The organism is Promicromonospora sp. AC04 (assembly GCF_003058225.1).
Lineage (GTDB): Bacteria > Actinomycetota > Actinomycetes > Actinomycetales > Cellulomonadaceae > Promicromonospora.
The window spans coordinates 93,317-117,059 of the sequence record NZ_QBUG01000007.1; the positions used below are offsets into that span (position 1 = coordinate 93,317).

The window sequence follows — 23,743 nt, forward strand, 5'->3', positions numbered from 1 at the left end:
CGCAAGCACCAGATCTGGACGGGCGTTGCCGTCACGGGTGAGCGCGACCACAGGGGGTCGGATCCCGGTTGTGTCCACAGGTCACGGATCTCCCCCGGCAGGCGCCGGCGTCGGTGCTCCAGGCTGATGCCATGCCCGAGATCCTGCTGGCCCGTGACCACGACCATGGAACCCTGCGCCGCGCCCTCGCCGCGCGGGAGATCGAGCGGCTGCGCCGTGGCGCGTACACCGCCGTCGACTCGGGCGAGACCGGTCTGCAGAAGGCGGACCAGGCACGACGTCGAGCCAAGCGCACGGTCGTTGCGGTACACCGCCAGCTCACGGCACACCATGTCGTCAGCCACGAGAGCGCCGCTCTGCTCCACGGAGCACCCGTGTGGAAGGTGCCCCGTAGCGTGCACCTGATCCAGCGTTACGGAGCCAAGGCGGATGCGGCCCCCGACGTCGTGCGGCACCGAAGCGCCCTGTCGGACGACGAGGTGATCACCCTGGGTGGCGTACCCGTAACGTCCCTCGTTCGCACCGTGCTCGACTGCGTCAGCACGCTGCCGCCGCTCGATGGACTGGTACTCGCGGACTGGGCGCTCTCCCGAGGGATCCAGCGTGAGGACCTGGTCGCGGCGCTGGAGGTCCGGGCCGACCGCAGGCACCGGCGCCGGGCCCGCCTCGTCCTGGAGCTGGGCGACGGCGGAGCGCAGTCGCCGTGGGAGACCCGGACCCGGTACGTCCTGCTTCGGGCCGGCTTCCCGCGACCGCGGACGCAGGTACCTGTCGTAACTCGCCTCGGAACCTTCCACGCCGACATCGGCTGGGACGACTGGGGGCCGCTGGTGGAGTTCGATGGGTTCGTCAAGTACCAGGACGGAGTCCTGAACCCCGGGTATGACGCCGACGCCGCGCGATTCGACGAGAAACGACGCGAGGACGCGATCCGGGCAGCCGGACGAAGATTGCTCCGTATCACCGCTCGCGACCGGGTGCCGGACATCGTGAGCTGGGTCCTGCGTGAGACCCCACCTGCCCACCGCCCGACACTCCACCCCCGAAGCGATCTCCCATAGCCGTGAGATCTGGTGTTAACGCCGAGATCTGGTGGTGCGCCACCAGATCTCGGCGCCCACACCAGATCTCACGGGAGCAGCGACGGGTCAGTGGCCCGCCTCGTGCCACGTGCTGCCCGCGCCTACCGAGACGTCCAGTGGGACGTTGAGGTCGAAGGCCGCGCCCATCTCGCTGCGCAGCACCTCCTCGGCCGCGGCCCGCTCGCCCGGCGAGACCTCGATCACGAGCTCGTCGTGCACCTGCAGCAGGAGGCGCGAGGCGAGCCCGCGCTCGTCGAGCGCACGCTGCACGCGGAGCATCGCGAGCTTGATGATGTCGGCGGCGCTGCCCTGGATGGGCGCGTTGAGCGCCATGCGCTCGGCCATCTGCCGGCGCTGCCGGTTGTCGCTCGTGAGGTCCGGCAGGTAGCGGCGCCGGCCGAGGATCGTGGCGGTGTACCCCGTGGCGCGCGCCTCCTCGACCACTCCCGCTAGGTAGTCCCGCACCCCGCCGAACCGCTCGAAGTAGTCGTCCATCAGCGTCTGCGCCTCGCCCGTTGCGATGTTCAGCTGCTGCGACAGGCCGAACGCGCTCAGGCCGTAGGCCAGGCCGTACGACATGGCCTTGATCTTGGAGCGCATCTCGGGGGTCACGTCGGCGGGCTCCACCTCGAACACGCGCGAGCCCACGTACCGGTGCAGGTCCTCCCCCGAGTTGAACGCGGCGATCAGCCCCTCGTCGCCCGACAGGTGCGCCATGATGCGCATCTCGATCTGGCTGTAGTCGGCGGTCAGCAGGCACTCGTAGCCCGCGCCGACCTGGAACGCCCGGCGGATCTGCCGGCCCGCCTCCGTGCGGATCGGGATGTTCTGCAGGTTCGGGTCCGTCGAGCTCAGGCGGCCCGTGGCGGCGATGGTCTGCTGGAACGTGGTGTGGATGCGGCCGTCGGGCGCCACCGACTTGAGCAGCCCCTCCACCGTGACCCGCAGACGCGACACGTCGCGGTGCGCAAGCAGGTGCGCGAGGAACGGGTGCTCCGTCTTGACGAACAGGTCCTGCAGGCTCGCCGCGTCGGTGGTGTACCCCGTCTTGATCTTCTTGGTCTTGGGCATGCCCAGCTGGTCGAAAAGCACCTCCTGCAGCTGCTTGGGGCTGCCGAGGTTCACCTCGCGGCCGATCACGGCGTACGCGTCGGCGGCAGCGTCCGCCACCCCCTGCGCGAACTCCTTCTCCAGGCCGGTCAGGTACTCGGTGTCGGCGGCGATGCCGACGCGCTCCATCCGCGCCAGCACGCCCGAGAGAGGCAGCTCGACGTCGTCGAGCAGGTGGGTGGCGCCGCGGTCGGCGAGCTCGCCCTCCAGGGCCGTCGCCAGCTCGGCGACGCCGTGGGCGCGTACCGCCTCAGCCTGCCCCTCGGTCTCGCCCTCGAGCGACAGGTCCAGCGCGCCCTGGGCGCCCTCGGGCTCCGCGACCTTGAGCTCCCGGCCCAGGTGCCGCATCGCGAGGTCGCCCAGGTCGTAGCCGCGCTGGTCGGGGTAGCACAGGTAGGCCGCGAGCTCGGTGTCGAACACGACGCCCTCGAGGTCCATGCCGCGCGCGGCGAGCATGTGGGCCGCGGCCTTGGCCCCGTGCAGGACCTTGGGCGCGCCCGCGTCGGCGAGCCAGGCCGCGAGCGCCTTCTCGTCGTCGGGTCCGAGCTGCGTGAGGTCGAGGTAGGCGGCCTCGCCGTCGGGCTGGGCCACGGCCACGGCCCAGGCGTCCCCGCCGCCGGGTACGGCCTTGCCGGCCACCTCCACGCCCATGCGTCCCGTGCGGGCGGCGAGCCAGGCGCCAAGGGCGCCCGGGGCGACGTCGGCCAGGTCGAGCTCGACGTCGGCGCCGGCGGGGGTCTCCTCCGCGGCGGCGCCCGACGGGTCCACGGCGAGCAGGCGGTCGCGCAGCTGGCCGAACTGCAGGGTGTCGGAGACGAGGTGCACGGCCTCGCGGTCGAAGCCTTCCAGGGCGAGGTCGGCCACGCCGAGCGGCAGCTCGACGTCGGTCAGCAGGGCGTTGAGCTCACGGTTGACCCGCACCTGGTCGAGGTGCTCGCGCAGGTTCTCGCCGGCCTTGCCCTTGATCTCGTCGGCGGCGTCCAGCAGCGCGGCGAGGCCGCCGTGCGCGGTGACCCACTTGGCGGCGGTCTTGGGCCCGACGCCGGGCACCCCCGGCAGGTTGTCGCTGGTCTCGCCCACGAGGGCCGCGAGGTCCGGGTAGCGCTCGGGTGGCACGCCGTACTTCGCCTCGACCGCTTCCGGGTCCATGCGGGCCAGCTCGGACACGCCCTTCTTCGGGTACAGGACCGTGACGTCCTGGTTCACGAGCTGCAGCGTGTCGCGGTCGCCCGAGCACACGAGCACCTCCATGTCGGCGGCCGTGGCCTGCGTGGCCAGGGTCGCGAGGATGTCGTCCGCCTCGATGCCCGCGAGCTCGATCGAGTTGATGTGCAGGGTGTCCAGCACCTCCTTGATGAGCGGCACCTGCCCCTTGAACGCGTCCGGCGTGGCGGCTCGTGTGCCCTTGTACTCGGGGAACCGTTCGGTGCGGAACGTGACCCGGCCCGCGTCGAACGCCACCGCCATGTGGGTGGGCTGCTCGTCCCGGAGCAGGTTCGTCAGCATCGACGTGAAGCCGTAGACGGCGTTGGTGATCTGTCCTGAGCTGGTCGCGAGGGTGTCGGGCAGCGCATAGAACGCCCGGTAGGCCATGGAGTGGCCGTCGATCAGCAGGAGACGGGGGCGGCCTGGCAGAGGCTTGCCCGGAGTACGGCTTGGCGCGGTGGAGGTCACGCCTGACAACATAGCCCGCATGACTGACACGAGCGCTTCCGCGACGCCCCCAGAGGCCGACACAGCGGCCGACACCGAGCCCGACACCGCGGCCGCCATCGACTGGAAGGCCATGTACGGCGGCGCCGACACGGCGGGCACCCTCTTCGAGCGGATGGAGATGGAGCTCCTGGAGCTCGCGCCGGACCGCGCGGTCGGGCGCATCCCGGTGAAGGGCAACACCCAGCCCGCGGGCCTGCTGCACGGTGGCGCCTCGGTGGTGCTCGCCGAGACGCTCGGCTCGCTCGCCGCGCAGGCGCACGCCGGGCCGGGCAAGAAGACAGTCGGTATCGAGGTGAGCGCCACGCACCACCGCGGCGCCCGCGAGGGCTACGTCACGGGTACGGCGACGGCGATCCACCTGGGCCGCACGACGGCGTCCTACGAGATCGTCATCACCGACGACGCCGGCAAGCGCGTGTGCACGGCGCGCCTTACCTGCATGATCCTCGGCTAGGGCCGAGCCTCAGCCGGCCTTCGCCGGGCGGCGGCGTGACGGCGCGCCGCCGCCCACCGTGCGCATGTCGATGGGCCCGGACTCCATGACGGACCGGGCGCGCCGCCGTCGGGCGATGAGGTCCTCGATGCCGACGCGGGCGAACCGGCGGCCGCCGTCGCGGGTGGCCTCGGCCGCGAGCCGCCGCTGCAGCGCAGCGACGGACGCCACGCGGTGTCCGGCGGCCGGGGCGAACCCGAGCCGGGCGAGGAAGCGCTGGACCCCGCGGTTGCCCGGGACTGGCGCGGAGTAGATGTCCTGGCACTCGTGCTCGGCCGCGAGATCCGTTGCCGCGCGGAGCAGCGCGTGCCCGACGCCGTGGCGGCGCGCCCGCGGCGCGACGAACAGCATGTCGAGGTACAGGCTCGCGTGCCGCGCGAAGAGGTAGGCCGCCACGACCCGGCCGAGGACGACGCCGACGACCTGGCCGTCCATCGTCGCGACCAGCACGTGGCCGCCCGCCGAGAGCAGCACGCTGAGGTGCTCCAGCAGACGGTCGGTCTCCTGTGCCCCGAGCTGAGCCCCGGTGGGCGAGTCGTCGCGCGCCTCGACGGCCAGCGCGGCAACGGCGGGCAGGTCGTCCTCGCGCGCGGGACGTATGTCGAGCACGGTGCGCACGCTTATCTCCTCCCGGGGATCTGGGGTTCGAACGTCAGGTCCGGCCGAGCCTTCGGGGCCGACTGAGCGCAGAGAATAGTCCTGACCCGGCCGACGGAGAACAGGCGGACCACGATTTCACCCGCACCGGATCGACGGCCTGACGTCAGGCGCCGACCTGCTCGATGACGGCGTCCGCGACCTCGCGCATGGTGAGGCGGCGGTCCATCGACGTCTTCTGGATCCAGCGGAACGACTCCGGCTCCGACAGGCCCATCTTCGTCATCAGCAGGCCCTTGGCGCGGTCCACGCGCTTGCGGGTCTCGAAGCGCTCGGTCAGGTCGGCGACCTCGGCCTCCAGCGCGCCGATCTGCGAGTACCGCGAGATCGCGATCTCCACGGCGGGCAGCAGGTCGGCCGGGGTGAAGGGCTTGACGACGTACGCCATGGCGCCGGCGTCACGGGCCCGCTCGACGAGCTCGGTCTGCGAGAACGCCGTGAGCAGCACCACGGGGGCCGCGTGGGCCTTGCCGATGCGCTCGGCGGCGGAGATGCCGTCCAGCTCGGGCATCTTGACGTCCATCACGACGACGTCGGGCTTCAGCTCGATCGCCAGGTTGACGGCGGTCTCGCCGTCGCCGGCCTCACCCACCACGTCAAAACCCGCCTCGCGCAGAGTCTCCACCACGTCCATGCGGATGAGCGCCTCGTCCTCCGCCACGACGGCGCGGCGCGAGGGGTTGGCGGGAGCGGCCTCCGGCTCGGCATCGATCATCGGGGGCAGATCCAGGGGAAGCTTCTCGGTCTTCTCGTCGGTCACGGGGAACATCCTACGTTGCGCGCCCGGGCTTGGGACCCAGGCCAGCGGTGTGGTTCGATGTCCGCCGGGACACATTTTGTGTCCCGGCTGGCCGGGTTGGCGGAACAGGCAGACGCGGCGCTCTCAAAAAGCGCTGTCCGAAAGGACATGTGGGTTCGAGTCCCACACCCGGCACCGCACTCACCTGACAGCGCCCAGGACCATCTCGTCGAACGCACGGTCCGGAAGCGTCCGGCCGAGCCTCAGCATGTGCTCCGCCATCGGGCCGACGGCGTAGCGGGTGTCCGGCAGGTCGGCCTCGATGGCCCGCCGGATGGCCTCCGCGACCACCTCGCCGCCCGAGCCCTCCTGGTCGGGACCGCTGCCGATCTCGACGCGGTTCGCCATCGTGTTCGCCATGTCCCGGTAGGCGCCGTCGCCGGAGAAGTCCCGAAGCTGCTCGGCGGAGGTGGCGCCGAACTCGGTCCTGATGATCCCCGGCTGGATGATCACGACGTTGATCCCGAACTGCCCGACCTCCATCCGGAGCCTGTCGGAGAGGGCCTCGAGCGCGTGCTTGGCCGCGACGTACCAGGAGCCGAGCGGCAGCGCGATCTCGCCGGCGATCGAGGACGCCCGATCCCGGACGAGGCTCCGGTGACGAGGCATACCTTCATCGATCACACCTTTCAGGCGCATGTCTTCGTGGACGGTCCGATCCCTCGCGCGGAGGGCTTCCGCCATCCTGCCAGGCACCGGACACCGGTCAGCGCCTCGCCAGCAGCGCCGGGCTCTCGTCGTAGCGCACGACCTCCAGCCCGAACTCCGCGAGGATCTCGGGCAGCAGCCGCACCACGTCGCGGTCCTTCTCGCGGTTCTCCTCGGACAGCTCGGACCACGGCACGCCGATCATCGGGTGCACGCGGGCGTCGTCGTCCCGTACCGGGCCGCCGCGCCAGCCCTGCGCCACCCGGACGGACTCCCACAGCTCGTGCTCCGCCTCGGCGAGCTTGTCCAGCTCGGGGCCCTCGAACACCACCTCCGGTGCCCCGTCCCGGGGCGCGATCGTCGCGCCCATCCGCGCCAGGCGCTCGGGCAGCCCGACGACCCAGCCGCGGTTGGAGGCCCGCAGGTCCTCGGCGAGGTCCTCCCAGCGGACCATCGCGGGAAGCTCGCCCCATGCGACGCCGCGCTCCCGCTGGTTGCGCAGGTACACGTGGTGCACGGACCGGGCTATCCGCTCGTACATGTCGGCGTGCGCTCGGGCCTCCGCGCGCTCGACGTCGGCGAGCAGGTCGCGCATGGTCACGGTGCGCAGGCGGCCGTCCAGGTTGTCGAGCACCCGCGAGGCCTCGGTGCCGAACGCGCCCGTCAGGCCCGCCAGGCCGTCGAGCAGGAGCACCAGCGACCCGGGGCCGCCGTGCCACAGCTTCGTGGCCGTGAGCGCGACCCGCAGCGACACGCTCTCGTCGGCATCACACACGTACACGGTGTCGGGCACGGCGGCGCTCCCCGTGCCGAGCGCAGGCGCCGCTCGGAGCTCGATCTTCTCGGCCACCGGCGACCACCGGGCGCGCAGCTCCTCGACGACCCGGCCGGCGTCGTCGGCCGCCAGGTCGACCACCAGCCGCACGCCGTCCCCGGCGAGCTCCCACTCCCGAGCCAGCCCCACCACGAGCGCCTTGGCGAACTCGCCCGAGCCGACCACCACCACGTGGGTCACTGCGGGGATCACCGCGGGAGTCGCCGCCGGGCCGCCCACGATCCGCCGGACCTCGCGCACCGCGAGCGCCTGCGCGGCGATGACGGAGAGCGTGAAGAAGTCGACACCCGGCTCGGCGCAGCTGAGGTGCCGCGCCTGGAGCGCCACGCCGAGGTCGGGGTCGCTGACGTGGGCGTACAGCCGGTCAGGCCCCCGGCCCGCGCGGCGGACGGCGCTCTCGGCCTCGGCGACGGTCAGCACGTTGGCGGTCGCGTCGGTGGTGTCGTCGCCGCACGCGTACAGGACGGTCGCGCCGGTGAGTCCGACGCCGGCCAGCCCGGCGGCGTCGGCGGTGCGCAGGACCCGGTGGCCGGCCGCCTCCAGCGCGGCGGTGACGGTGTCGGCGGCGTCGGTCTGCCCGACGACGATGGCGTGCCCTCGGGCGCGCCGGTCCCTGAACCGGCGGATCTCGCCGGTGAACAGGGCACGTGCCGCCTCGAACAGGGCGTAGACGGCGGTGCCCGGCGCGAGGAACCGCGCGACCTGGAGCTGCCAGGACAGCGGCCCGCCTCCGCTGGCCGGGTCGGCGCCCATCACGAAGAGCTGCAGGTCGTGGTAGACGACGTCGTACCAGGTGCGGCCCGGTACGTGCGTGGTGTCGAGCATGAGGCCCCACCAGCCGAGGCCGAGCGAGACCACCACGAGGGCGGCGAAGCCGAGGCGGGTCCAGGGGAAGGAGGCGCGGGACACGAGAAGGAACAATAGCGACATCTCCCCCGGCCGGAGGACACCCGGCGGGAAAGCGGACACGAGAAGGCCCGGACTCCCGCGGTGGGGGTCCGGGCCCGTTCGATGTGGCCGTGCTGCCGGCCGCGAGCGGTCGTCAGCCCTAGCTGCGACCGTCCGTGTGCGAGCCGATGCGGTGCACCAGGATCGAGTTGGTGGTGCCCGGCACGCCGACCGGCGCACCCGAGACCACTACGACCAGGTCGCCCTTGTCGGCCAGGCCCTCGGCCTGGAGGGTCAGGTCCACCTGGTCGACCATCGCGTCGACGTTGTCGACCTTCGGCACCAGGTACTCGGTGGTGCCCCAGGTCAGGGCGAGCGTGTTGGCGACGTCCTGCTCCGGGGTGAAGGCGAGCAGGGGGATCGACGAGCGCAGGCGGGACATCCGGCGCGCGGAGTCACCGGACTGCGTGAACGTGACGAGGTACTTGACCCCGAGCGTCTCGCCGATCTCGGCGGCGGCGCGCGTGATGGCGCCACCGCGGGTGTGCGGCGTGGAGCCGAGCGGCGCGATGCGCTCCCGGCCTGCCTCCTCCGTGGCCTCGATGATGCGGGCCATGGTCTCCACCGTGATGATCGGGTAGTCGCCCACCGACGTCTCACCGGACAGCATCACCGCGTCCGCACCGTCGAGCACCGCGTTGGCGCAGTCCGACGCCTCGGCGCGGGTCGGCGTGGGCGACGTCGTCATCGACTCGAGCACCTGCGTGGCGACGATGACCGGCTTGGCGTTGCGCCGCGCCATCTCGACGATGCGCTTCTGCACGAGCGGCACCTGCTCCAGCGGCATCTCGACCGCGAGGTCGCCGCGCGCCACCATGACGCCGTCGAACGCCGCGATGATCTCGCTGAGGTTCTCCACGGCCTGCGGCTTCTCGATCTTGGCGATGACGGGGACCGTGCGGCCCTCCTCCTCCATCACCCGGCGGACGTCCTCGTAGTCCTTGGCGGACCGCACGAAGGACAGCGCGATGAAGTCGGTGCCGAGGTTGAGCGCCCAGCGCAGGTCGGCCTCGTCCTTGTCGGACAGGGCCGGCACGGACACCGCGACGCCGGGCAGGTTGATGCCCTTGTTGTTCGAGACGGGGCCGGGGACCTCGACCTCGGTGACGACGCGCGGGCCGTCGACGGCGGTGACGCGCACGCGCACCTTGCCGTCGTCGATGAGCAACGGGTCACCGACCTGGGCGTCGTGCGCCAGCCCCTTGTGGGTGGTCGACACGATCTCCCGCGTACCGATGATGTCCTCGGTGGTGATGGTGAACGTGTCGCCCTTGTTCAGGAAGTGCTTCTCGTCCCCTGCGAACCGACCGAGCCGGATCTTGGGGCCCTGCAGGTCGACCAGTACGGCGACCGACTTTCCGGCCGCCTTGGCGGCCTCTCGTACGTTGCGGTAGACCGCCGCATGCGCCTCCTGCTCGCCGTGGCTGCGGTTGATCCGCGCCACGTTCATGCCGGCGTCTACGAGTTCCCGGAGCTTCTCCGGGCTCTCTGTGGCGGGTCCGATGGTGCACACGATCTTGGCTCTGCGCATGTCTCCAGCCTAGGCATGGTGGGCGCCGCGGCGCCCTGTGAGGGTGTACAACTCCCGGACGGGTTCTCCGGTCACGACCGCAGAGCGAGCGTGCGCGGACCCACCGGGGCGGGCAGCTCGGTGCTGCCCTGCAGGTAGGTGTCGGCCGCGGCGGCCGCGGCGCGGCCCTCCGCGATGGCCCACACGATGAGGGACTGTCCGCGACCGGCGTCACCGGCGACGAACACGCCCGGCAGGCTCGCAGCGTAGTCCTCGCCGCGGGCGACCAGACCACGCTCCGTGATCTCGATGCCGGTCTGCTCCTCGAGCACCCCGGTCTCGGGGCCGGTGAACCCCATGGCCACGAGGACGAGGTCCGCGGGGATCTCGCGTTCGGTACCCGGGGTGGCCGCGCGGCGGCCGTCGGGCAGGTACTGGGTCTCGGCGACCTTGAGCGCCCGGACGGCGCCGTCGGCGTCCGCCACGAACTCCACCGTCGAGGCGAGGTAGGTGCGTTCGCCGCCCTCCTCGTGCGAGGTCGAGACCTCGTACAGGATCGGGTCGGTCGGCCACGGCTGGTTCGCCGCGCGCTCGACCGGCGGCTTCTTGCCGATCGCGAGCGTGGTGACGCTCGCGGCGCCCTGGCGCAGCGCGGTGCCGAGGCAGTCCGAGCCGGTGTCGCCGCCGCCGATGATGATCACGTGCTTGCCGGCCGCCGTCGGCGCGCCCTCGGGCAGGACGTCCGGCGTGCCGGCCTCGACCGCCTTGTTGGCGGGCGTGAGGTAGTCCATCGCGAAGTGGATGCCGGCCAGGTCCCGCCCGGGCAGGGGCAGGTCGCGCGGCACGGTGGCGCCGGTGGCGACCACCACGGCGTCGAACCGGCGGCGCAGCGCGTCCCAGCTGATGTCCTCGCCGATCGTGACGCCCGCGCGGAAGCGGGTGCCCTCGGCCTCCATCTGCGCCAGGCGGCGGTCGATGTGCAGCTTCTCGAGCTTGAAGTCCGGGATGCCGTAGCGCAGCAGGCCGCCGATGGCGGTGTCCCGCTCGTAGACGACGACAGTGTGGCCGGCGCGCGTGAGCTGCTGCGCGGCGGCGAGACCCGCCGGGCCCGAGCCGACGACGGCGACCGTCGAGCCCGTGAGCCGCTCCGGCACGTGCGGCGTGACCAGGCCACGGGCGAACGCCTCGTCGATGATCGAGACCTCGACGTTCTTGATCGTCACGGCGGGCTGGTTGATGCTCAGCACGCAGGACGACTCGCACGGCGCCGGGCACACGCGCCCGGTGAACTCCGGGAAGTTGTTCGTGGCGTGCAGGCGGTCGATCGCGTCGCCCCACTGGCCGCGCCACACCAGGTCGTTCCAGTCCGGGATCAGGTTGCCCAGCGGGCAGCCCTGGTGGCAGAACGGCACGCCGCAGTCCATGCAGCGGCCGGCCTGCTCCTTGAGGAACGCCTGACCCTCCTCGCGGTGCGCGTGCGTGTCCTTCCAGTCACGCAGCCGCACCTCGACGGGCCGGTTCGGCGGGAGCTCCCGCTCCCGGACTTTCAGAAATCCTCGGGGGTCAGCCACGTGCCACCTCCATGATCTGGTTCCACACGGACGGGTCCCACTGGGTCTTGCCCGAGATGTCGGTGCCGTCGGCCTCGGCCTCGGCGAGGGCGAGGCGCACGCGCGCCCAGCCCGGGGGCAGCAGCCGGCTGAACCGGCCCCGCGCGGCGGCGGGGTCCGCCAGCAGCTCGGCCGCGATGGTCGAGCCGGTCTCGGCCAGGTGCCGCTCCAGGAGCCCCTGCACGGTCTCCCAGTCGGCGTCGTCCAGGACGCCGATCGCGAGCTCGCCCGCCTCCAGCGCCGCCTGGTTGACGCGGGAGACCCGCAGGTCCAGGAAGAACGCGGTGCCGCCGGACATGCCCGCGCCGACGTTGCGGCCCGTGGGGCCGAGCACCAGCACGGTGCCGCCGGTCATGTACTCGCAGGCGTGGTCGCCCACGCCCTCCGCGACCAGGGTGGCGCCGGAGTTGCGCACGCCGAACCGCTCCCCCACGCGACCGCGCAGGTAGACCTCGCCGGACGTGGCGCCGTAGCCGATCACGTTGCCCGCGATGACGTTGGCGCCGTTGAGCACCGACGCCCGGTCCGGACGCACCGCTATGCGGCCGCCCGACAGGCCCTTGCCGACGTAGTCGTTGGCGTCGCCGAACAAGCGCAGCGTGATGCCGCGCGGCAGGAACGCGCCGAGCGACTGGCCGGCCGAGCCGGTGAGGGTCACGTCGATCGTGTCGTCGGGCAGGCCCGCGCCGCGGTACCGCTTGGTCACCTCGTGGCCGAGCATGGTGCCGACCGTGCGGTTGACGTTGCGCACCGGCAGCTCGATCTTGACGGCCTCCCCGCGCTCCAGCGCCGGGGCGGCGGCCGCGATGAGCTGGTTGTCCAGCGCCCTGGCCAGGCCGTGGTCCTGCACCCGGGTGTGGCGCAGCGACGAGCCCTCCTTGAGCTGCGGCCGGGCCAGCACCGGCGTGAGGTCGAGCCCCTGCGCCTTCCAGTGGTCGACGGCCTTGCGGGTGTCGAGCACCTGCACCTGGCCCACGGCCTCCTCGAGGCTGCGGAACCCGAGCGCCGCGAGGTGCTCGCGCACCTCCTGGGCGACGAACTCGAAGAAGTTCACGACGAACTCCGGCTTGCCGGTGAACCGGCTGCGCAGCTCGGGGTTCTGCGTGGCGACGCCGACGGGACACGTGTCCAGGTGACACACGCGCATCATGACGCAGCCCGAGACCACCATGGGCGCCGTCGCGAAGCCGAACTCCTCGGCACCGAGCAGCGCCGCGACGATCACGTCACGACCGGTCTTCATCTGGCCGTCGACCTGCACCACGATGCGGTCGCGCAGGTCGTTGAGCACGAGCGTCTGCTGGGTCTCGGCCAGGCCGATCTCCCAGGGCGTGCCGGCGTGCTTGAGCGACGTGAGCGGCGAGGCGCCCGTACCGCCGTCGTGCCCCGAGATGAGGACGACGTCCGCGTGCGCCTTGGACACGCCCGTCGCCACCGTGCCGACGCCGAACTCGCTGACCAGCTTCACGTGCACGCGCGCCTCAGGGTTCGCGTTCTTCGCGTCGTGGATGAGCTGGGCCAGGTCCTCGATCGAGTAGATGTCGTGGTGCGGCGGCGGCGAGATGAGGCCGACGCCGGGGGTCGAGTGCCGGGTCTTGGCGACCCACGGGTACACCTTGTTCCCGGGCAGCTGGCCACCCTCGCCGGGCTTGGCGCCCTGGGCGAGCTTGAGCTGGATGTCGGTGGCCTGCGTCAGGTACTCCGAGGTCACGCCGAAACGGCCCGAGGCGATCTGCTTGACGCGGGAGCGGCGCTCGTCGTCGTACAGGCGCTCGGGGTCCTCGCCGCCCTCGCCCGTGTTGGAGCGGCCGCCGAGGCGGTTCATCGCTATCGCGAGGGTCTCGTGCGCCTCGGCCGAGATGGAGCCGTAGGACATGGCGCCCGTGTTGAACAGCTTGACGATCTCGGAGACCGGCTGGACCTCGTCGATCGGCACCGGCTCGCGGTCGGGGCTGAAGCGCAGCAGGCCGCGCAGCGTCATGAGGCGGTTCGACTGCTCGTCGACGCGCCGCGTGTACTGCCGGAAGACGTCCATCCGGCCGGACCGCGTGGCGTGCTGCAGGCGGAACACGGTCTCGGGGTCGAACAGGTGGTCCTCGCCGTCGCGACGCCACTGGTACTCGCCACCCGTGGTGAGGCGCTCGCCCGGCTTCTTGTTGCCCGACGGCGGGTACGCCTCGGCGTGCCGCGCCGCGACCTCGGCCGCGATGACGTCCAGGCCGATGCCGCCGAGCCGCGAGGTGGTACCGGTGAAGTAGTCCTCGACCAGGTCGTGGGACAGACCCACGGCCTCGAAGATCTGGGCGCCGCGGTAGGACATGATCGTGGAGATGCCCATCTTGGACATCACCTTGAGCACGCCCTTGCCGAGGGCCTTGATGAGGTTGGCGACCGCCTGCTCCGGCGTGACGTCCAGGTACCCGCGGCGGGCGAGGTCCTCGACCGTCTCCATCGCGAGGTACGGGTTCACGGCGGCCGCGCCGTAGCCGATGAGCAGCGCGACGTGGTGCACCTCGCGCACGTCGCCGGCCTCGACCACCAGCGACACCCGGTTACGGGTGTGGTTGCGCACCAGGTGGTGGTGCACGGCGCTGGTCAGGAGCAGCGACGGGATCGGGGCGAGCTCGGAGTTGGCGTCGCGGTCCGAGAGCACGAGGAAGCTCGCGCCCTCCTGGACGTACCGGTCGACGTCGGCGAAGATCGCCTCCAGCCGGGCCAGCAGCGCGACGCCGCCGCCCGAGACGTCGTACAGGCCATGGATGGTCTCGGCCTGGAAGAGGCCCTCGAGCTCGCGGTCGCGCTCGACGTGCACGACCTTGGCGAGCTGGTCGTTGTCCAGCACCGGGAAGCCGAGCACGAGCTTGCGCGCGTGCTCCGGCAGGTCGGCGAGCAGGTTCGGCTCCGGCCCGATGGCGCTGCCGATGGCCGTGACCAGCTCCTCGCGGATCGCGTCCAGCGGCGGGTTGGTCACCTGCGCGAACATCTGCGTGAAGTAGTCGAACAGGAGCCGGGGGCGCTGCGAGAGCACCGCGACGGGCGTGTCGGAGCCCATGGCGCCGAGCGGCTCGCCGCCGGTGGTCGCCATCGGCGACAGGATGATCTTGAGCTCTTCCTCGGTGTACCCGAACGCGCGCTGGCGCCGGCGGACCGACGCCGGGCTGTGCGCCACGTGCTCCCGGTCCGGCAGGTCCTCGAGGCGCACCGAGTGCTCGCGGATCCAGTCCCCGTAGGGGTGCATCGCGGCGAGACCGGACTTGATCTCCTCGTCCTCGACGATCCGGCCCGAGCCGGTGTCCACGAGGAACATCTTGCCGGGCTCCAGGCGGCCCTTGCGGACCACGGTGGCGGGGTCGATGTCGAGCACGCCGGCCTCGGAGGCCAGCACGACGAGCCCGTCCTCGGTGACCCACCAGCGCCCGGGGCGCAGGCCGTTGCGGTCCAGCACGGCGCCGATCAGGGTGCCGTCGGTGAACGTGAGGGAGGCGGGGCCGTCCCACGGCTCGATGAGGTTGGCGTTGTACTGGTAGAACGACCGCAGCGCGGGGTCCATGCCCGGGTTGTTCTCCCAGGCCTCCGGAACCATCATCAGCACCGAGTGCGGCAGGGACCGGCCGCTCAGGTGCAGCAGCTCCAGCACCTCGTCGAAGCTCGCCGAGTCGCTCGCCCCGGGCGAGCACACGGGCTGCAGCGCCTTGAGGTCGCCGAGCAGCTCGGACTCCATGGTGCCCTCGCGCGCCGCTACCCAGTTGCGGTTGCCGCGCACGGTGTTGATCTCGCCGTTGTGGGCCAGCAGCCGGAACGGCTGGGCCAGGGGCCACGACGGGAACGTGTTGGTGGAGAACCGCGAGTGGACCAGCGCCAGCTCCGTGGCGTACCGCGGGTCGGACAGGTCGGGGAAGAACGGCTCGAGCTGCGCGGTGGTCAGCATGCCCTTGTACGTCAGGGTGCGGGCGCTGAGCGACGCGAAGTACAGGCCGATCTCGTTCTCCGCGCGCTTGCGCAGGCGGTAGGTGCGGCGGTCCAGGTCGATCCCGGACAGCCCGCGCGACGGGTCGGCCAGGACGATCTGGCGGAACACCGGCATGGAGGCGCGCGCCGTCGGGCCGACGATCCCGGCGTCCACCGGGACGTCGCGCCACGCCAGCACGTCGAGCTTCTCCTCGACGGCCAGCGCCTCCACGCGGCGGATCATGGCCTCGCGCTCGGCGTCGTCGGTCGGCAGGAACGCCGTACCGATCGCGTACATCCCGGCGGGCGGCAGGTCGACGCCCACCACGTCGCGGATGAACGCGTCGGGGATCTGGGTGAGGATGCCGGCGCCGTCGCCGCTGTCCTCCTCAGCCCCCACCGCGCCGCGGTGGTCGAGGTTCAGCAGGGCGGTGAGTCCGGCATCGACGATGTCGCGCCCGGGCGTGCCGCGCAGGGTCGCCACGAAGGCGACGCCGCACGCGTCGTGCTCGGCCGCCGGGTCGTACAGGCCCTGTGCGGGCATCCCCACCTGTTGTGTCGGCAACGGCTTGGTCATGGGTCCTCACAGGCACTCGGCCGTAGCCGAGCGCAGTTCCTTGCGGTGGTCCGGGACGACGGCGGCCCGGTCGGTCAGGGGGCTCGTCGTCCGGTGGTCCCGGCGGGCTTGCCCCTCAGGTGCGCGCGGAGGTGTCCGAGTCGGACTCCTCCGCTGCTGCTGTCTTCACTTCCTCCGGCTCGGCTGCTGCCTTGCCGGTCCCTTCGATTCCTGGGTCAGGCTCCGGTTCGGCCGCAGGGGCCGCCGGTTCGTCGTCCTCCGGCCGCAGCCGTACCGACTCTTCCCTGGTGGGGAACCTTCGAGCAAGCACGATCGAGACCACCAGGGCCGCCAGGCCCAGGAGGATCGAGGTCCAGACGTTGAGGCGAAGCCCCAGCACCAGCTCTGCATCGTCGATGCGGAGCATCTCGATCCAGACCCGTCCGAGAGTGTAGAGCAGGACGTACGCCCAGAATACCCGCCCATGACCCAACTTGAACCGGCGGTCGAGAAACAGCAGAACTCCGGCCATCACGAGGTTCCACAGGAGCTCGTACAGGAAGGTCGGGTGGAAGAGGGTGCCCTCCGGGTACGCCACACCGGTGGCCGGGTTCGCCACCAGGTACTCGGCGTCGATGTGCAGGCCCCAGGGCAGCTCCGTGGGGCCCCCGTACAGCTCCTGGTTGAACCAGTTGCCGAGCCGGCCGACGGCCTGCGCGACGAGGAGGCCGGGCGCCACGGCGTCGGCGAAGGAAGAGAGCCTGACGCCCTGCCTGCGGCAGCCGATCCAGGCGCCGACGGCGCCGAACGCCACCGCGCCCCAGATGCCCAGGCCGCCCTCCCAGACGTAGAGCGCCGAGACGGGGTCGCCCCCGCCCGAGAAGTTGTCGCCGAAGTACCGGTCGGGCGACGAGAGCACGTGATAGATCCGGCCGCCGACGATGCCGAACGGCACCGCCCAGAACGTGATCTCGAGGACGTCGTCGGGGTCGCCGCCGCGCGCCTTCCACCGCCTGGCGGTCATCCAGACGGCGATCACGATGCCCGCGAGGATCGCCAGCGCGTAGGCGCGCAGCGGGAAGATCCCGAGGTACCAGGTGTGCTGGGACGGGCTGGGGATCTCGGTGGCCAGGGCAGCAGGCAGCAACGCAGGCAGAGATGCCGGCAGTGCGGTCAGCAGCGTCACGGGGCCTCTCCGGGTGCGTCGGTCGCGCCGACGGGTGTGTCGGCGGGCGCGGTAGCGCGCGCCGACCGTACCCCGGCGGCGAGGTCCTCCGTCACCTCGGCCAGATTCGTGAGACGGACCGCCCACTCGGCATCGCTGAGCGGGCCGTCCGAGAGGAGCGGCCGCACCAGCGCCGAGCCGACGATGACGCCGTCGGCGAAGCGCCCTACCTCGGCGGCCTGCGCGCCGGTGGAGACGCCAAGGCCCACGCAGACGTTCGTCGCGCCGGCGGCGCGCGTGTCGGCGACGAGCTGCTCGGCGCGCGAGCCCACCTGGGTCCGCTCCCCCGTCACGCCCATGAGCGACGCCGCGTACACGAACCCGCGCGTCTGCCGCACGGTGAGCCGCAGCCGGTCCACGGTCGAGCTCGGGGCCACGAGGAACACGCGGTCCAGCCCGTGGGCCTCGCTCGCCGCTATCCAGTCGGCGCCCTCGTCCGGGATGAGGTCAGGCGTGATCAGCCCGGCACCGCCCGCGGCGGCCAGGTCGCGCGCGAACGCGTCCGGCCCGTACTTGAGCACCGGGTTCCAGTAGGTCATGACCAGGACGGGGACGTGCGGCGCGTAGTTGGTCAGCTCCCGCAGCACGCGGAACACGTCCCGCACACGGGCGCCTGCGTCCAGCGCGCCCTGCGCCGCGGCCTGGATCACCGGGCCGTCCAGGACGGGGTCGGTGTACGGGATGCCGAGCTCGATGATGTCCGCACCGTGGTCGACGAGCGTCTTCAGCGCCTCGATCGACCGGTCCACCGTCGGGAAGCCGACGGGCAGGTAGCCCACCAGCGCAGGCCGGTTCTCCTGCTCGCGCAGGCGGGCGATCAGGTCGCCCGAGTGCCGGCCGGTCGCCGGCTCCGCCACTGTGCTCATCCCCGGCCCTCCTGCCGCTCGAGCTCTTCCGACGCCACACCCTCGTCGAGCAGGCCGAACCAGCGGGCCGCCGTCGCCACGTCCTTGTCGCCGCGGCCGGAGAGGTTCACGAGGATCAGGAGCGGCTCGCCGTCGGGTCCCGTGCGCCCCTGGGCCGCCGCGGCCTTGCCGATGCGCATCGCGCCCGCGAGGGCGTGCGCCGACTCGATGGCCGGGATGATGCCCTCGGTGCGGCACAGCAGGCGGAACGCCTCCATGGCCTCGTCGTCGGTGACGGGCTCGTAAGTGGCCCGGCCCAGGTCGTGCAGCCAGGCGTGCGCGGGGCCGACGCTCGGGTAGTCCAGGCCCGCCGACACCGAGTGGCTGGGCAGGGTCTGGCCGTCGTCGTCCTGGAGCAGGTAGGACTTGGCGCCGTGCAGCACGCCCAGCGCGCCGCCGCTGAACCGGGCCGCGTGCCGGCCCGACTCGATGCCCTCGCCGCCGGCCTCGAAGCCGCGCAGCTCGACGTCCTTGTCGTCGAGGAACGCGTTGAAGATGCCCAGCGCGTTGGAACCGCCGCCCACGCAGGCCGCGACGACGTCGGGCAGGCGGCCGGTGCGCTCCAGGAGCTGCCCGCGCGCCTCCTCGCCGATGATGCGGTGGAACTGGCGCACCATCTCGGGGAACGGGTGCGGGCCCGTCACGGTGCCCAGCAGGTAGTGCGTGGTCTCGACGTTCGCGACCCAGTCGCGCAGCGCCTCGTTGATCGCGTCCTTGAGGGTGCGCGAGCCGATCTTCACCGGCACGACCTCGGCGCCGAGCAGGCGCATCCGCGCCACGTTCAGCGCCTGCCGCCGGGTGTCCTCCTCGCCCATGTAGACCACGCACTCGAGGTCCATCAGGGCTGCCGCGGTGGCGGTGGCGACGCCGTGCTGGCCCGCCCCCGTCTCCGCGATGAGGCGCTTCTTGCCCATGCGCTTGACCAGCAGGGCCTGCCCGAGCACGTTGTTGATCTTGTGCGAGCCGGTGTGGTTGAGGTCCTCGCGCTTGAGGAACACGCGCGCGTCGCCCGCGTGCACGGCGAACCGCGGCACCTCGGTCAGCGGGCTCGGCCGGCCGGTGTACTCCCGGTGCAGGCGCTGCAGCTCCGCCGCGAACTCGGGGTCGTCGGCCGCCTTGCGGAACTCGGTGTCGAGCTCCTCGAGCGCGGCGATGAGCGCCTCGGGCACGAAGCGCCCGCCGTACTGGCCGAAGTACGGGCCGGAGACGTCGGCAAGCTTCACATCGGTCACCTCGGATCCCTTCAGGCCGGACGGACGGACCGCAGCGACGGGTGCGAGCCCGCGGCGACGAGGTCGGCCACCGAGGCGCGCGGGGCGCCGTCGGTCACGAGCGCCTCGCCCACCAGGACGCCGTCCGCCCCGGCGCGGGCCATCTCCATCACGTCGTGCGGGCCGCGGATGCCGGACTCGGCGATCTTGATCACGTCGTCCGGGATGTACTCGGCGAGGCTGCGGAACAGGCCGCGGTCCAGCTCGAGGGTCTTGAGGTTGCGGGCGTTGACGCCCACGACGCGCGCCCCAGCGTCGACCGCCCGGCGGACCTCCTCCAGGTTGTGCGCCTCCACCAGGGCGGTCATGCCGAGCGAGTGCACGCGCTCCACGAGCGACTCGAGCACCGTCTGCTCCAGGGCGGCCACGATGATCAGCACCAGGTCGGCCCCGTGCGCACGCGCCTCCCACACCTGGTACGGCGTCACCACGAAGTCCTTGCGCAGCACGGGGACGTCCACCCGGCCGCGCACCGCGTCCAGGTCGGCCAGCGAGCCGTTGAACCGGCGCTGCTCGGTGAGCACCGAGATCGCGGACGCGCCGCCGGTCTCGTACTCGACGGCGAGCGCAGCCGGGTCGTCGATCTGCGCGAGCGACCCCTTGCTCGGGCTCGAGCGCTTCACCTCGGCGATCACCGACACGGCGTCCGCCTGCTTGAGGCGGCCGAGGCACTCGAGGGCCCCGGGCACCGCGGTGGCGCGCTCCTTGAGCGCGTCGAGAGGCACGCGTGCCTCACGCTCCGCGAGGTCCTCACGAACCCCCGCGACGATGTCCTCCAGGACCGACATGTAATGAGCCTCCCCGTGCCCTTGCTCTGCCCTCGTTGCACTGCGCCTGACCACGCCTCGTGTGCTGCTGGGAGCGTTCGCCCCATGGCCATCGTAGGCGGATCGGGGGTGTGGTCCTGACCACTCCCGGACCGTGAGACGACGCCCCGTCAGATCCCTCGCCGGGAGTCGTACGAATGCTCCCTGGAGATCACCTGATCAGAGCCACGGCGTCAGATCCACGGCGTCAGATAAGGCTGCAGGCCAGGGAGGTTTCGCGCCACGAAGAACACGATCGCGACGCCGAGCGTGACCCACCCTGCGGCGCTCGACAGGCCCCGGAACGGCCGGCCGCGCGCGGCGGCCACCAGCCAGGTCAGCCACAGGACCACGACCACCGGGGCGGTGACCGTCCAGAGCGCGTTGGCCGACCAGGCGCCCGCCAGGTCGAGGTGCGCCAGGTCGTGCGTCGCCCGCAGCCCCCCGCACAGCGGGCAGGCCAGGCCCGTCAGCTCCAGCAGCGGGCAGAACCCGTAGGAGCCGCGCACGTGCGGGTCCCGGAGCGCGACCAGGAGCGTCGCCACCCCGACCGCCGCGCCCGCCAGCAGCGGCGCCCGCAGCGCGGGCCTCACGGCGGGCCGGGCGGCCATCTCAGGAACCGGCGCCACCGGTCAGGAACCGGACGACGAGGAGCACGATCACGAAGACCAGGATCGCGAGCGAGAGCCAGCCCAGCACGACGCCGGTCAGCGCCATCCCCTCGTTGTTCGCCTCGCCGGCGCGCACGGCCCTGCGGCCCTGGTTGCCGATGATGATGGCGGGGATGCCGGTGACGATGCCCAGAGCCAGCACGATCGACGCGATGCCCAGCACGAGCGACCAGACCCCCAGGCTGTTCCGGGGGTGGGCGGCGGGCGGCGCGGCCATCGCGAGCTCTGTCATCGCGGGACTACCGCCGGACCGTCTTCTGGCCGAGGCCCAGGTTGCGCAGCACCAGGCCGACGATCAGCGAGGCACCGACCACCACCAGGCCGACCACGAACATGACCAGCCCCGCCGACGACCCAGCGGCCAGCACCAGGCCCACCGCGGAGATCAGCGTGCCGAGCGTGATGCCTGCCATCGTCACCCACGCGGCGACCGTGTGGCCGTGGTTGGTCGGCGGGACGCCCGGCGGGAGGTAGGCGATCTCGGGCTTGTTCTCGGTCATCGCAGGTTGGTGCCTTTCGTGTCGTGCGGTACGCGCTCAGCCTAACCGGTTCGGGTCGGGTCAGCGGCCCGTCGGGTCGTCGCCGCGGGACAGGGCGTCCCAGGCGTCGTGGGGGTCGATCTCGTCGTCGTCCTCGTCGTCGGCGGACCCGGCGTCGTCCGACCTGGCGGGCCCCGCGGGCCCGGCGGCCGCGGCCGATCCTGTACCGGCCGCCGTCGTGCCCTCCGCCGTGCCGGCCCCGGGCGCTGCTTTCTGGTCCGCGCGCTCGTGGCGGCCCGACGTCGCCGCCCAGCCCCGCGCCGCGACGGCGCCCCAGACCGCGACGACGACGGCGAGCACGCCCGTGGCGACTGCGGCCCACGGCCACGCGGTGAGCACGACGGGCGAGGTCAGCTCGGTGACGCCGCTCGAGGCGGACGCCGCGGCGGTGGCGGCAGGCACGGGGTCGCCGACGACGACGAGCGTGCTCACCACCACCAGCACACCGGCCGCCGCCGCGACCACGAGCGCCACGTACCGGGCCACGCGCCCGGTCAGCGCGCACGCGATCCCGGCGGCCAGGAGCACGAGGGCCCCGGCCCCGACGCCAGGCGCGGCCGAGGTGCCCGCCGCGGCGACCGCCACCTCGGGCTCCAGCGCGGTGGCCACCGTGGTGGTCACCCAGGTGGGCGAGCCCGTGCCGAACGTCAGCGCGCCCAGCACGAGCAGCGCGAGGACCGTGCGGGTGCGGGTCACTTGCCGCTCCCCGTCGTCCCGAGCGGCGCCGCCCGCAGCGGAGCCAGGCGCGACGCGAGCTGGATGGCCCGTACCGCGGCCGCTGCCTTGTTGCGCGACTCCGCGTACTCCAGGGCGGGCACCGAGTCGGCAACGATGCCGCCGCCCGCCTGGACGCTCGCGCGGCCGTCGGCGATGTACGCGGTGCGGATGGCGATGGCCATGTCCATGTTGCCGCCGAAGTCGAAGTACCCGCACACCCCGCCGTAGATGCCGCGGGAGGCTGGCTCCAGCTCGTCGATCAGGGCGATCGCCCGGGGTTTGGGCGCGCCCGACAGGGTTCCGGCCGGGAACGTCGCCTTCAGTGCGTCCAGGGCGCTGTAGCCGGCGCGCAGGCGGCCCACCACGGTGGAGCACATGTGCATGATGTGGCTGAACCGGCGCACCTTCATGAACTCGACCACCTCGACGCTGGTGGGCTCGCAGACCTTGACCATGTCGTTTCGGGACAGGTCGACGAGCATGATGTGCTCGGCCCGCTCCTTGGGGTCGGCCAGGAGCTCCTCGCCCAGCTCGGCGTCCTCCTCCGGGTGCGCGCCGCGCGGCCGGGACCCGGCGATCGGGTAGGTGGTGACGTGGCCGTCGTCCACCTTCACCAGGGTCTCCGGGCTGGAGCCGACCACCGCGAACTCGGCGCCGTCCGGCTTGGCGAGGTGGAAGTAGTACATGTACGGGCTCGGGTTGATGGTCCGCAGCGCCCGGTACACGTCCAGCGGGTCTGCCGCGCAGTCCAGGTCCAGGCGCTGGGAGAGCACCACCTGGAACACCTCGCCGTCGCGGATCGCCTCCTTGCCCGCGAGCACCGCGTCCTCGAACTCCTGGCGGGTGGACCGGAACTCGAGCTGCGGCTCGGGCGCGTCCTCGACGAGGACGGACGTGACGCGCGGCGCGCCCTCCGCGAGCCGAGCGGCCATGGCGTCGAGCCGGGCGACGGCGTCCGCATAGGCCTCGTCGACGCGCTCGTTCGTCGCGTCGGCGTTGATCGCGTTGGCGACCAGCCACACGGTGCCCTCGCGGTGGTCCACCACCGCGAGGTCGGTGGCGAGGCACAGGGCGAGCTCGGGCGCGCCGGTCTCGTCCGGGGCGGTCGCCGGGAGCGTGGGCTCCCAGTGGCGCACGATGTCCCAGCCCAGCACGCCGGCCAGGCCCCCGGTCAGCGGCGGCAGGTTCGCCACGCCGGGCGTCCGGAGCGCGGTGAGCGCCGCCTCGACCACGTCGACGACGTCGCCCTGCGTCGGGATGCCGACCGGCACGTCGCCGGTCCACACGGCCTGGCCGCCGTCGCTGGTCAGGGTCGCGCGGGACGCGACGCCGACGAACGACCAGCGCGCCCAGACGCCGGACTCCGCCGACTCCAGGATGAACGTCCCGGGCTTGCCCTGGGCCAGGGTCCGGTAGAGGCCGACGGGTGTGGCGTCGTCGGCCAGGAGGGGGCGGACGACCGGGATCACGCGGCGGTCGGCGGCCATCTCCCGGAACTCCGGCAGGCTCGGCCAGGTGCGACCCCAGGGCAGGTCGGCGGGTGCGGTCGCCGTGCGAGCCTCGTGGGTGCCGGGCTGGCTGTCGAGCTGGGTCACCGGTTCTCCTCGTTCTGCTGGTTGCCGTGCTCGTTGCGGTCCTGCTGGGCGCGGTCCTGCCCGGCGCGGTCCTGCTGGGCGCGGTCCTGCTGGGCGCGGTCC

General features: G+C 72.4%; 19 protein-coding genes and 1 tRNA gene. 3 read left to right on the forward strand and 17 right to left on the reverse strand.

All coding sequences use genetic code 11. From position 1 onward, the window contains the following. The first annotated feature begins 131 nt into the window (after nucleotides 1-131). The gene (locus tag C8K30_RS18700) at nucleotides 132-1,061 is read left to right on the forward strand and encodes a hypothetical protein (RefSeq protein WP_108494433.1); all 930 of its coding nucleotides are present in this window, start codon (nucleotides 132-134) and stop codon (nucleotides 1,059-1,061) included. Nucleotides 1,062-1,148: 87 nt separating this feature from the next. On the opposite strand, the gene polA is transcribed toward C8K30_RS18700, so the two are convergent. Further along, nucleotides 1,149-3,878 (reverse strand): DNA polymerase I, encoded by a 2,730-nt coding sequence (polA, locus tag C8K30_RS18705; RefSeq protein WP_108494434.1) that lies wholly within the window; start codon nucleotides 3,876-3,878, stop codon nucleotides 1,149-1,151. A 100-nt stretch (nucleotides 3,879-3,978) separates the two neighbouring features. On the opposite strand from polA, the gene C8K30_RS18710 reads away from it, so the two are divergent. Then, a complete protein-coding gene (locus tag C8K30_RS18710) occupies nucleotides 3,979-4,362 on the forward strand; it encodes a PaaI family thioesterase (protein ID WP_199230591.1) in 384 nt (127 codons plus the stop codon). A gap of 9 nt (nucleotides 4,363-4,371) precedes the next feature. Here the strand turns inward: C8K30_RS18710 and C8K30_RS18715 are convergent, their stop codons facing one another. Together C8K30_RS18715 and C8K30_RS18720 are read right to left on the reverse strand one after the other, a co-directional pair. Further along, on the reverse strand, nucleotides 4,372-5,019 hold the full coding sequence (locus C8K30_RS18715) for a GNAT family N-acetyltransferase (protein WP_108494436.1): 648 nt from the start codon (nucleotides 5,017-5,019) through the stop codon (nucleotides 4,372-4,374). Between the two features lie 145 nt (nucleotides 5,020-5,164). Continuing rightward, entirely contained in the window at nucleotides 5,165-5,827 is a 663-nt protein-coding gene (locus C8K30_RS18720) for a response regulator (protein ID WP_108494437.1), read from the reverse strand. An 81-nt stretch (nucleotides 5,828-5,908) separates the two neighbouring features. Here C8K30_RS18720 and C8K30_RS18725 point away from each other — a divergent pair. Continuing rightward, a tRNA-Leu gene (locus C8K30_RS18725) sits at nucleotides 5,909-5,992 on the forward strand. 6 nt (nucleotides 5,993-5,998) lie between these two features. On the opposite strand, the gene C8K30_RS18730 is transcribed toward C8K30_RS18725, so the two are convergent. The 14 genes from C8K30_RS18730 to C8K30_RS18795 form a co-directional block, all read right to left on the reverse strand. After that, nucleotides 5,999-6,466 (reverse strand): SDR family NAD(P)-dependent oxidoreductase, encoded by a 468-nt coding sequence (locus C8K30_RS18730; RefSeq protein ID WP_199230569.1) that lies wholly within the window; start codon nucleotides 6,464-6,466, stop codon nucleotides 5,999-6,001. Between the two features lie 97 nt (nucleotides 6,467-6,563). Next, a complete protein-coding gene (locus C8K30_RS18735; RefSeq protein WP_146197525.1) occupies nucleotides 6,564-8,249 on the reverse strand; it encodes a RyR domain-containing protein in 1,686 nt (561 codons plus the stop codon). Nucleotides 8,250-8,388: 139 nt separating this feature from the next. After that, the gene (gene pyk, locus C8K30_RS18740; protein WP_108494440.1) at nucleotides 8,389-9,819 is read right to left on the reverse strand and encodes a pyruvate kinase; all 1,431 of its coding nucleotides are present in this window, start codon (nucleotides 9,817-9,819) and stop codon (nucleotides 8,389-8,391) included. Between the two features lie 71 nt (nucleotides 9,820-9,890). Next, a complete protein-coding gene (locus C8K30_RS18745; RefSeq protein WP_108494441.1) occupies nucleotides 9,891-11,369 on the reverse strand; it encodes a glutamate synthase subunit beta in 1,479 nt (492 codons plus the stop codon). Beyond that, nucleotides 11,362-15,933 carry a glutamate synthase large subunit gene (gltB, locus tag C8K30_RS18750; protein WP_108494442.1) on the reverse strand — a complete coding sequence of 1,524 codons (4,572 nt, stop codon included), beginning with the start codon at nucleotides 15,931-15,933 and terminating at the stop codon, nucleotides 11,362-11,364. Before gltB ends, C8K30_RS18745 begins: the two co-directional genes overlap by 8 nt. Before the next feature lie 115 nt (nucleotides 15,934-16,048). Continuing rightward, a complete protein-coding gene (gene lgt, locus C8K30_RS18755; protein ID WP_108494443.1) occupies nucleotides 16,049-17,098 on the reverse strand; it encodes a prolipoprotein diacylglyceryl transferase in 1,050 nt (349 codons plus the stop codon). Beyond that, on the reverse strand, nucleotides 17,095-18,003 hold the full coding sequence (gene trpA, locus C8K30_RS18760; RefSeq protein ID WP_108494444.1) for a tryptophan synthase subunit alpha: 909 nt from the start codon (nucleotides 18,001-18,003) through the stop codon (nucleotides 17,095-17,097). Before trpA ends, lgt begins: the two co-directional genes overlap by 4 nt. Then, nucleotides 18,000-19,274 (reverse strand): tryptophan synthase subunit beta, encoded by a 1,275-nt coding sequence (gene trpB, locus C8K30_RS18765; protein ID WP_108494445.1) that lies wholly within the window; start codon nucleotides 19,272-19,274, stop codon nucleotides 18,000-18,002. Before trpB ends, trpA begins: the two co-directional genes overlap by 4 nt. An 11-nt stretch (nucleotides 19,275-19,285) precedes the next feature. Next, on the reverse strand, nucleotides 19,286-20,101 hold the full coding sequence (trpC, locus tag C8K30_RS18770) for an indole-3-glycerol phosphate synthase TrpC (RefSeq protein ID WP_108494446.1): 816 nt from the start codon (nucleotides 20,099-20,101) through the stop codon (nucleotides 19,286-19,288). Between the two features lie 212 nt (nucleotides 20,102-20,313). Further along, nucleotides 20,314-20,730, reverse strand: a complete 417-nt coding sequence (locus tag C8K30_RS18775; RefSeq protein WP_233257280.1) for a DUF2752 domain-containing protein — start codon at nucleotides 20,728-20,730, stop codon at nucleotides 20,314-20,316. 1 nt (nucleotide 20,731) lies between these two features. Then, nucleotides 20,732-21,022, reverse strand: a complete 291-nt coding sequence (locus C8K30_RS18780) for a DUF4190 domain-containing protein (protein ID WP_108494448.1) — start codon at nucleotides 21,020-21,022, stop codon at nucleotides 20,732-20,734. 7 nt (nucleotides 21,023-21,029) lie between these two features. Beyond that, nucleotides 21,030-21,290, reverse strand: coding sequence for an HGxxPAAW family protein (locus C8K30_RS18785; RefSeq protein WP_108494449.1), 261 nt, complete (start codon nucleotides 21,288-21,290; stop codon nucleotides 21,030-21,032). Between the two features lie 60 nt (nucleotides 21,291-21,350). Further along, nucleotides 21,351-22,025 (reverse strand): Trp biosynthesis-associated membrane protein, encoded by a 675-nt coding sequence (locus C8K30_RS18790; protein ID WP_108494450.1) that lies wholly within the window; start codon nucleotides 22,023-22,025, stop codon nucleotides 21,351-21,353. Beyond that, entirely contained in the window at nucleotides 22,022-23,641 is a 1,620-nt protein-coding gene (locus tag C8K30_RS18795; protein ID WP_199230570.1) for an anthranilate synthase component I, read from the reverse strand. The genes C8K30_RS18790 and C8K30_RS18795 overlap by 4 nt, the downstream gene beginning before the upstream one ends. Nucleotides 23,642-23,743 lie beyond the last annotated feature (102 nt).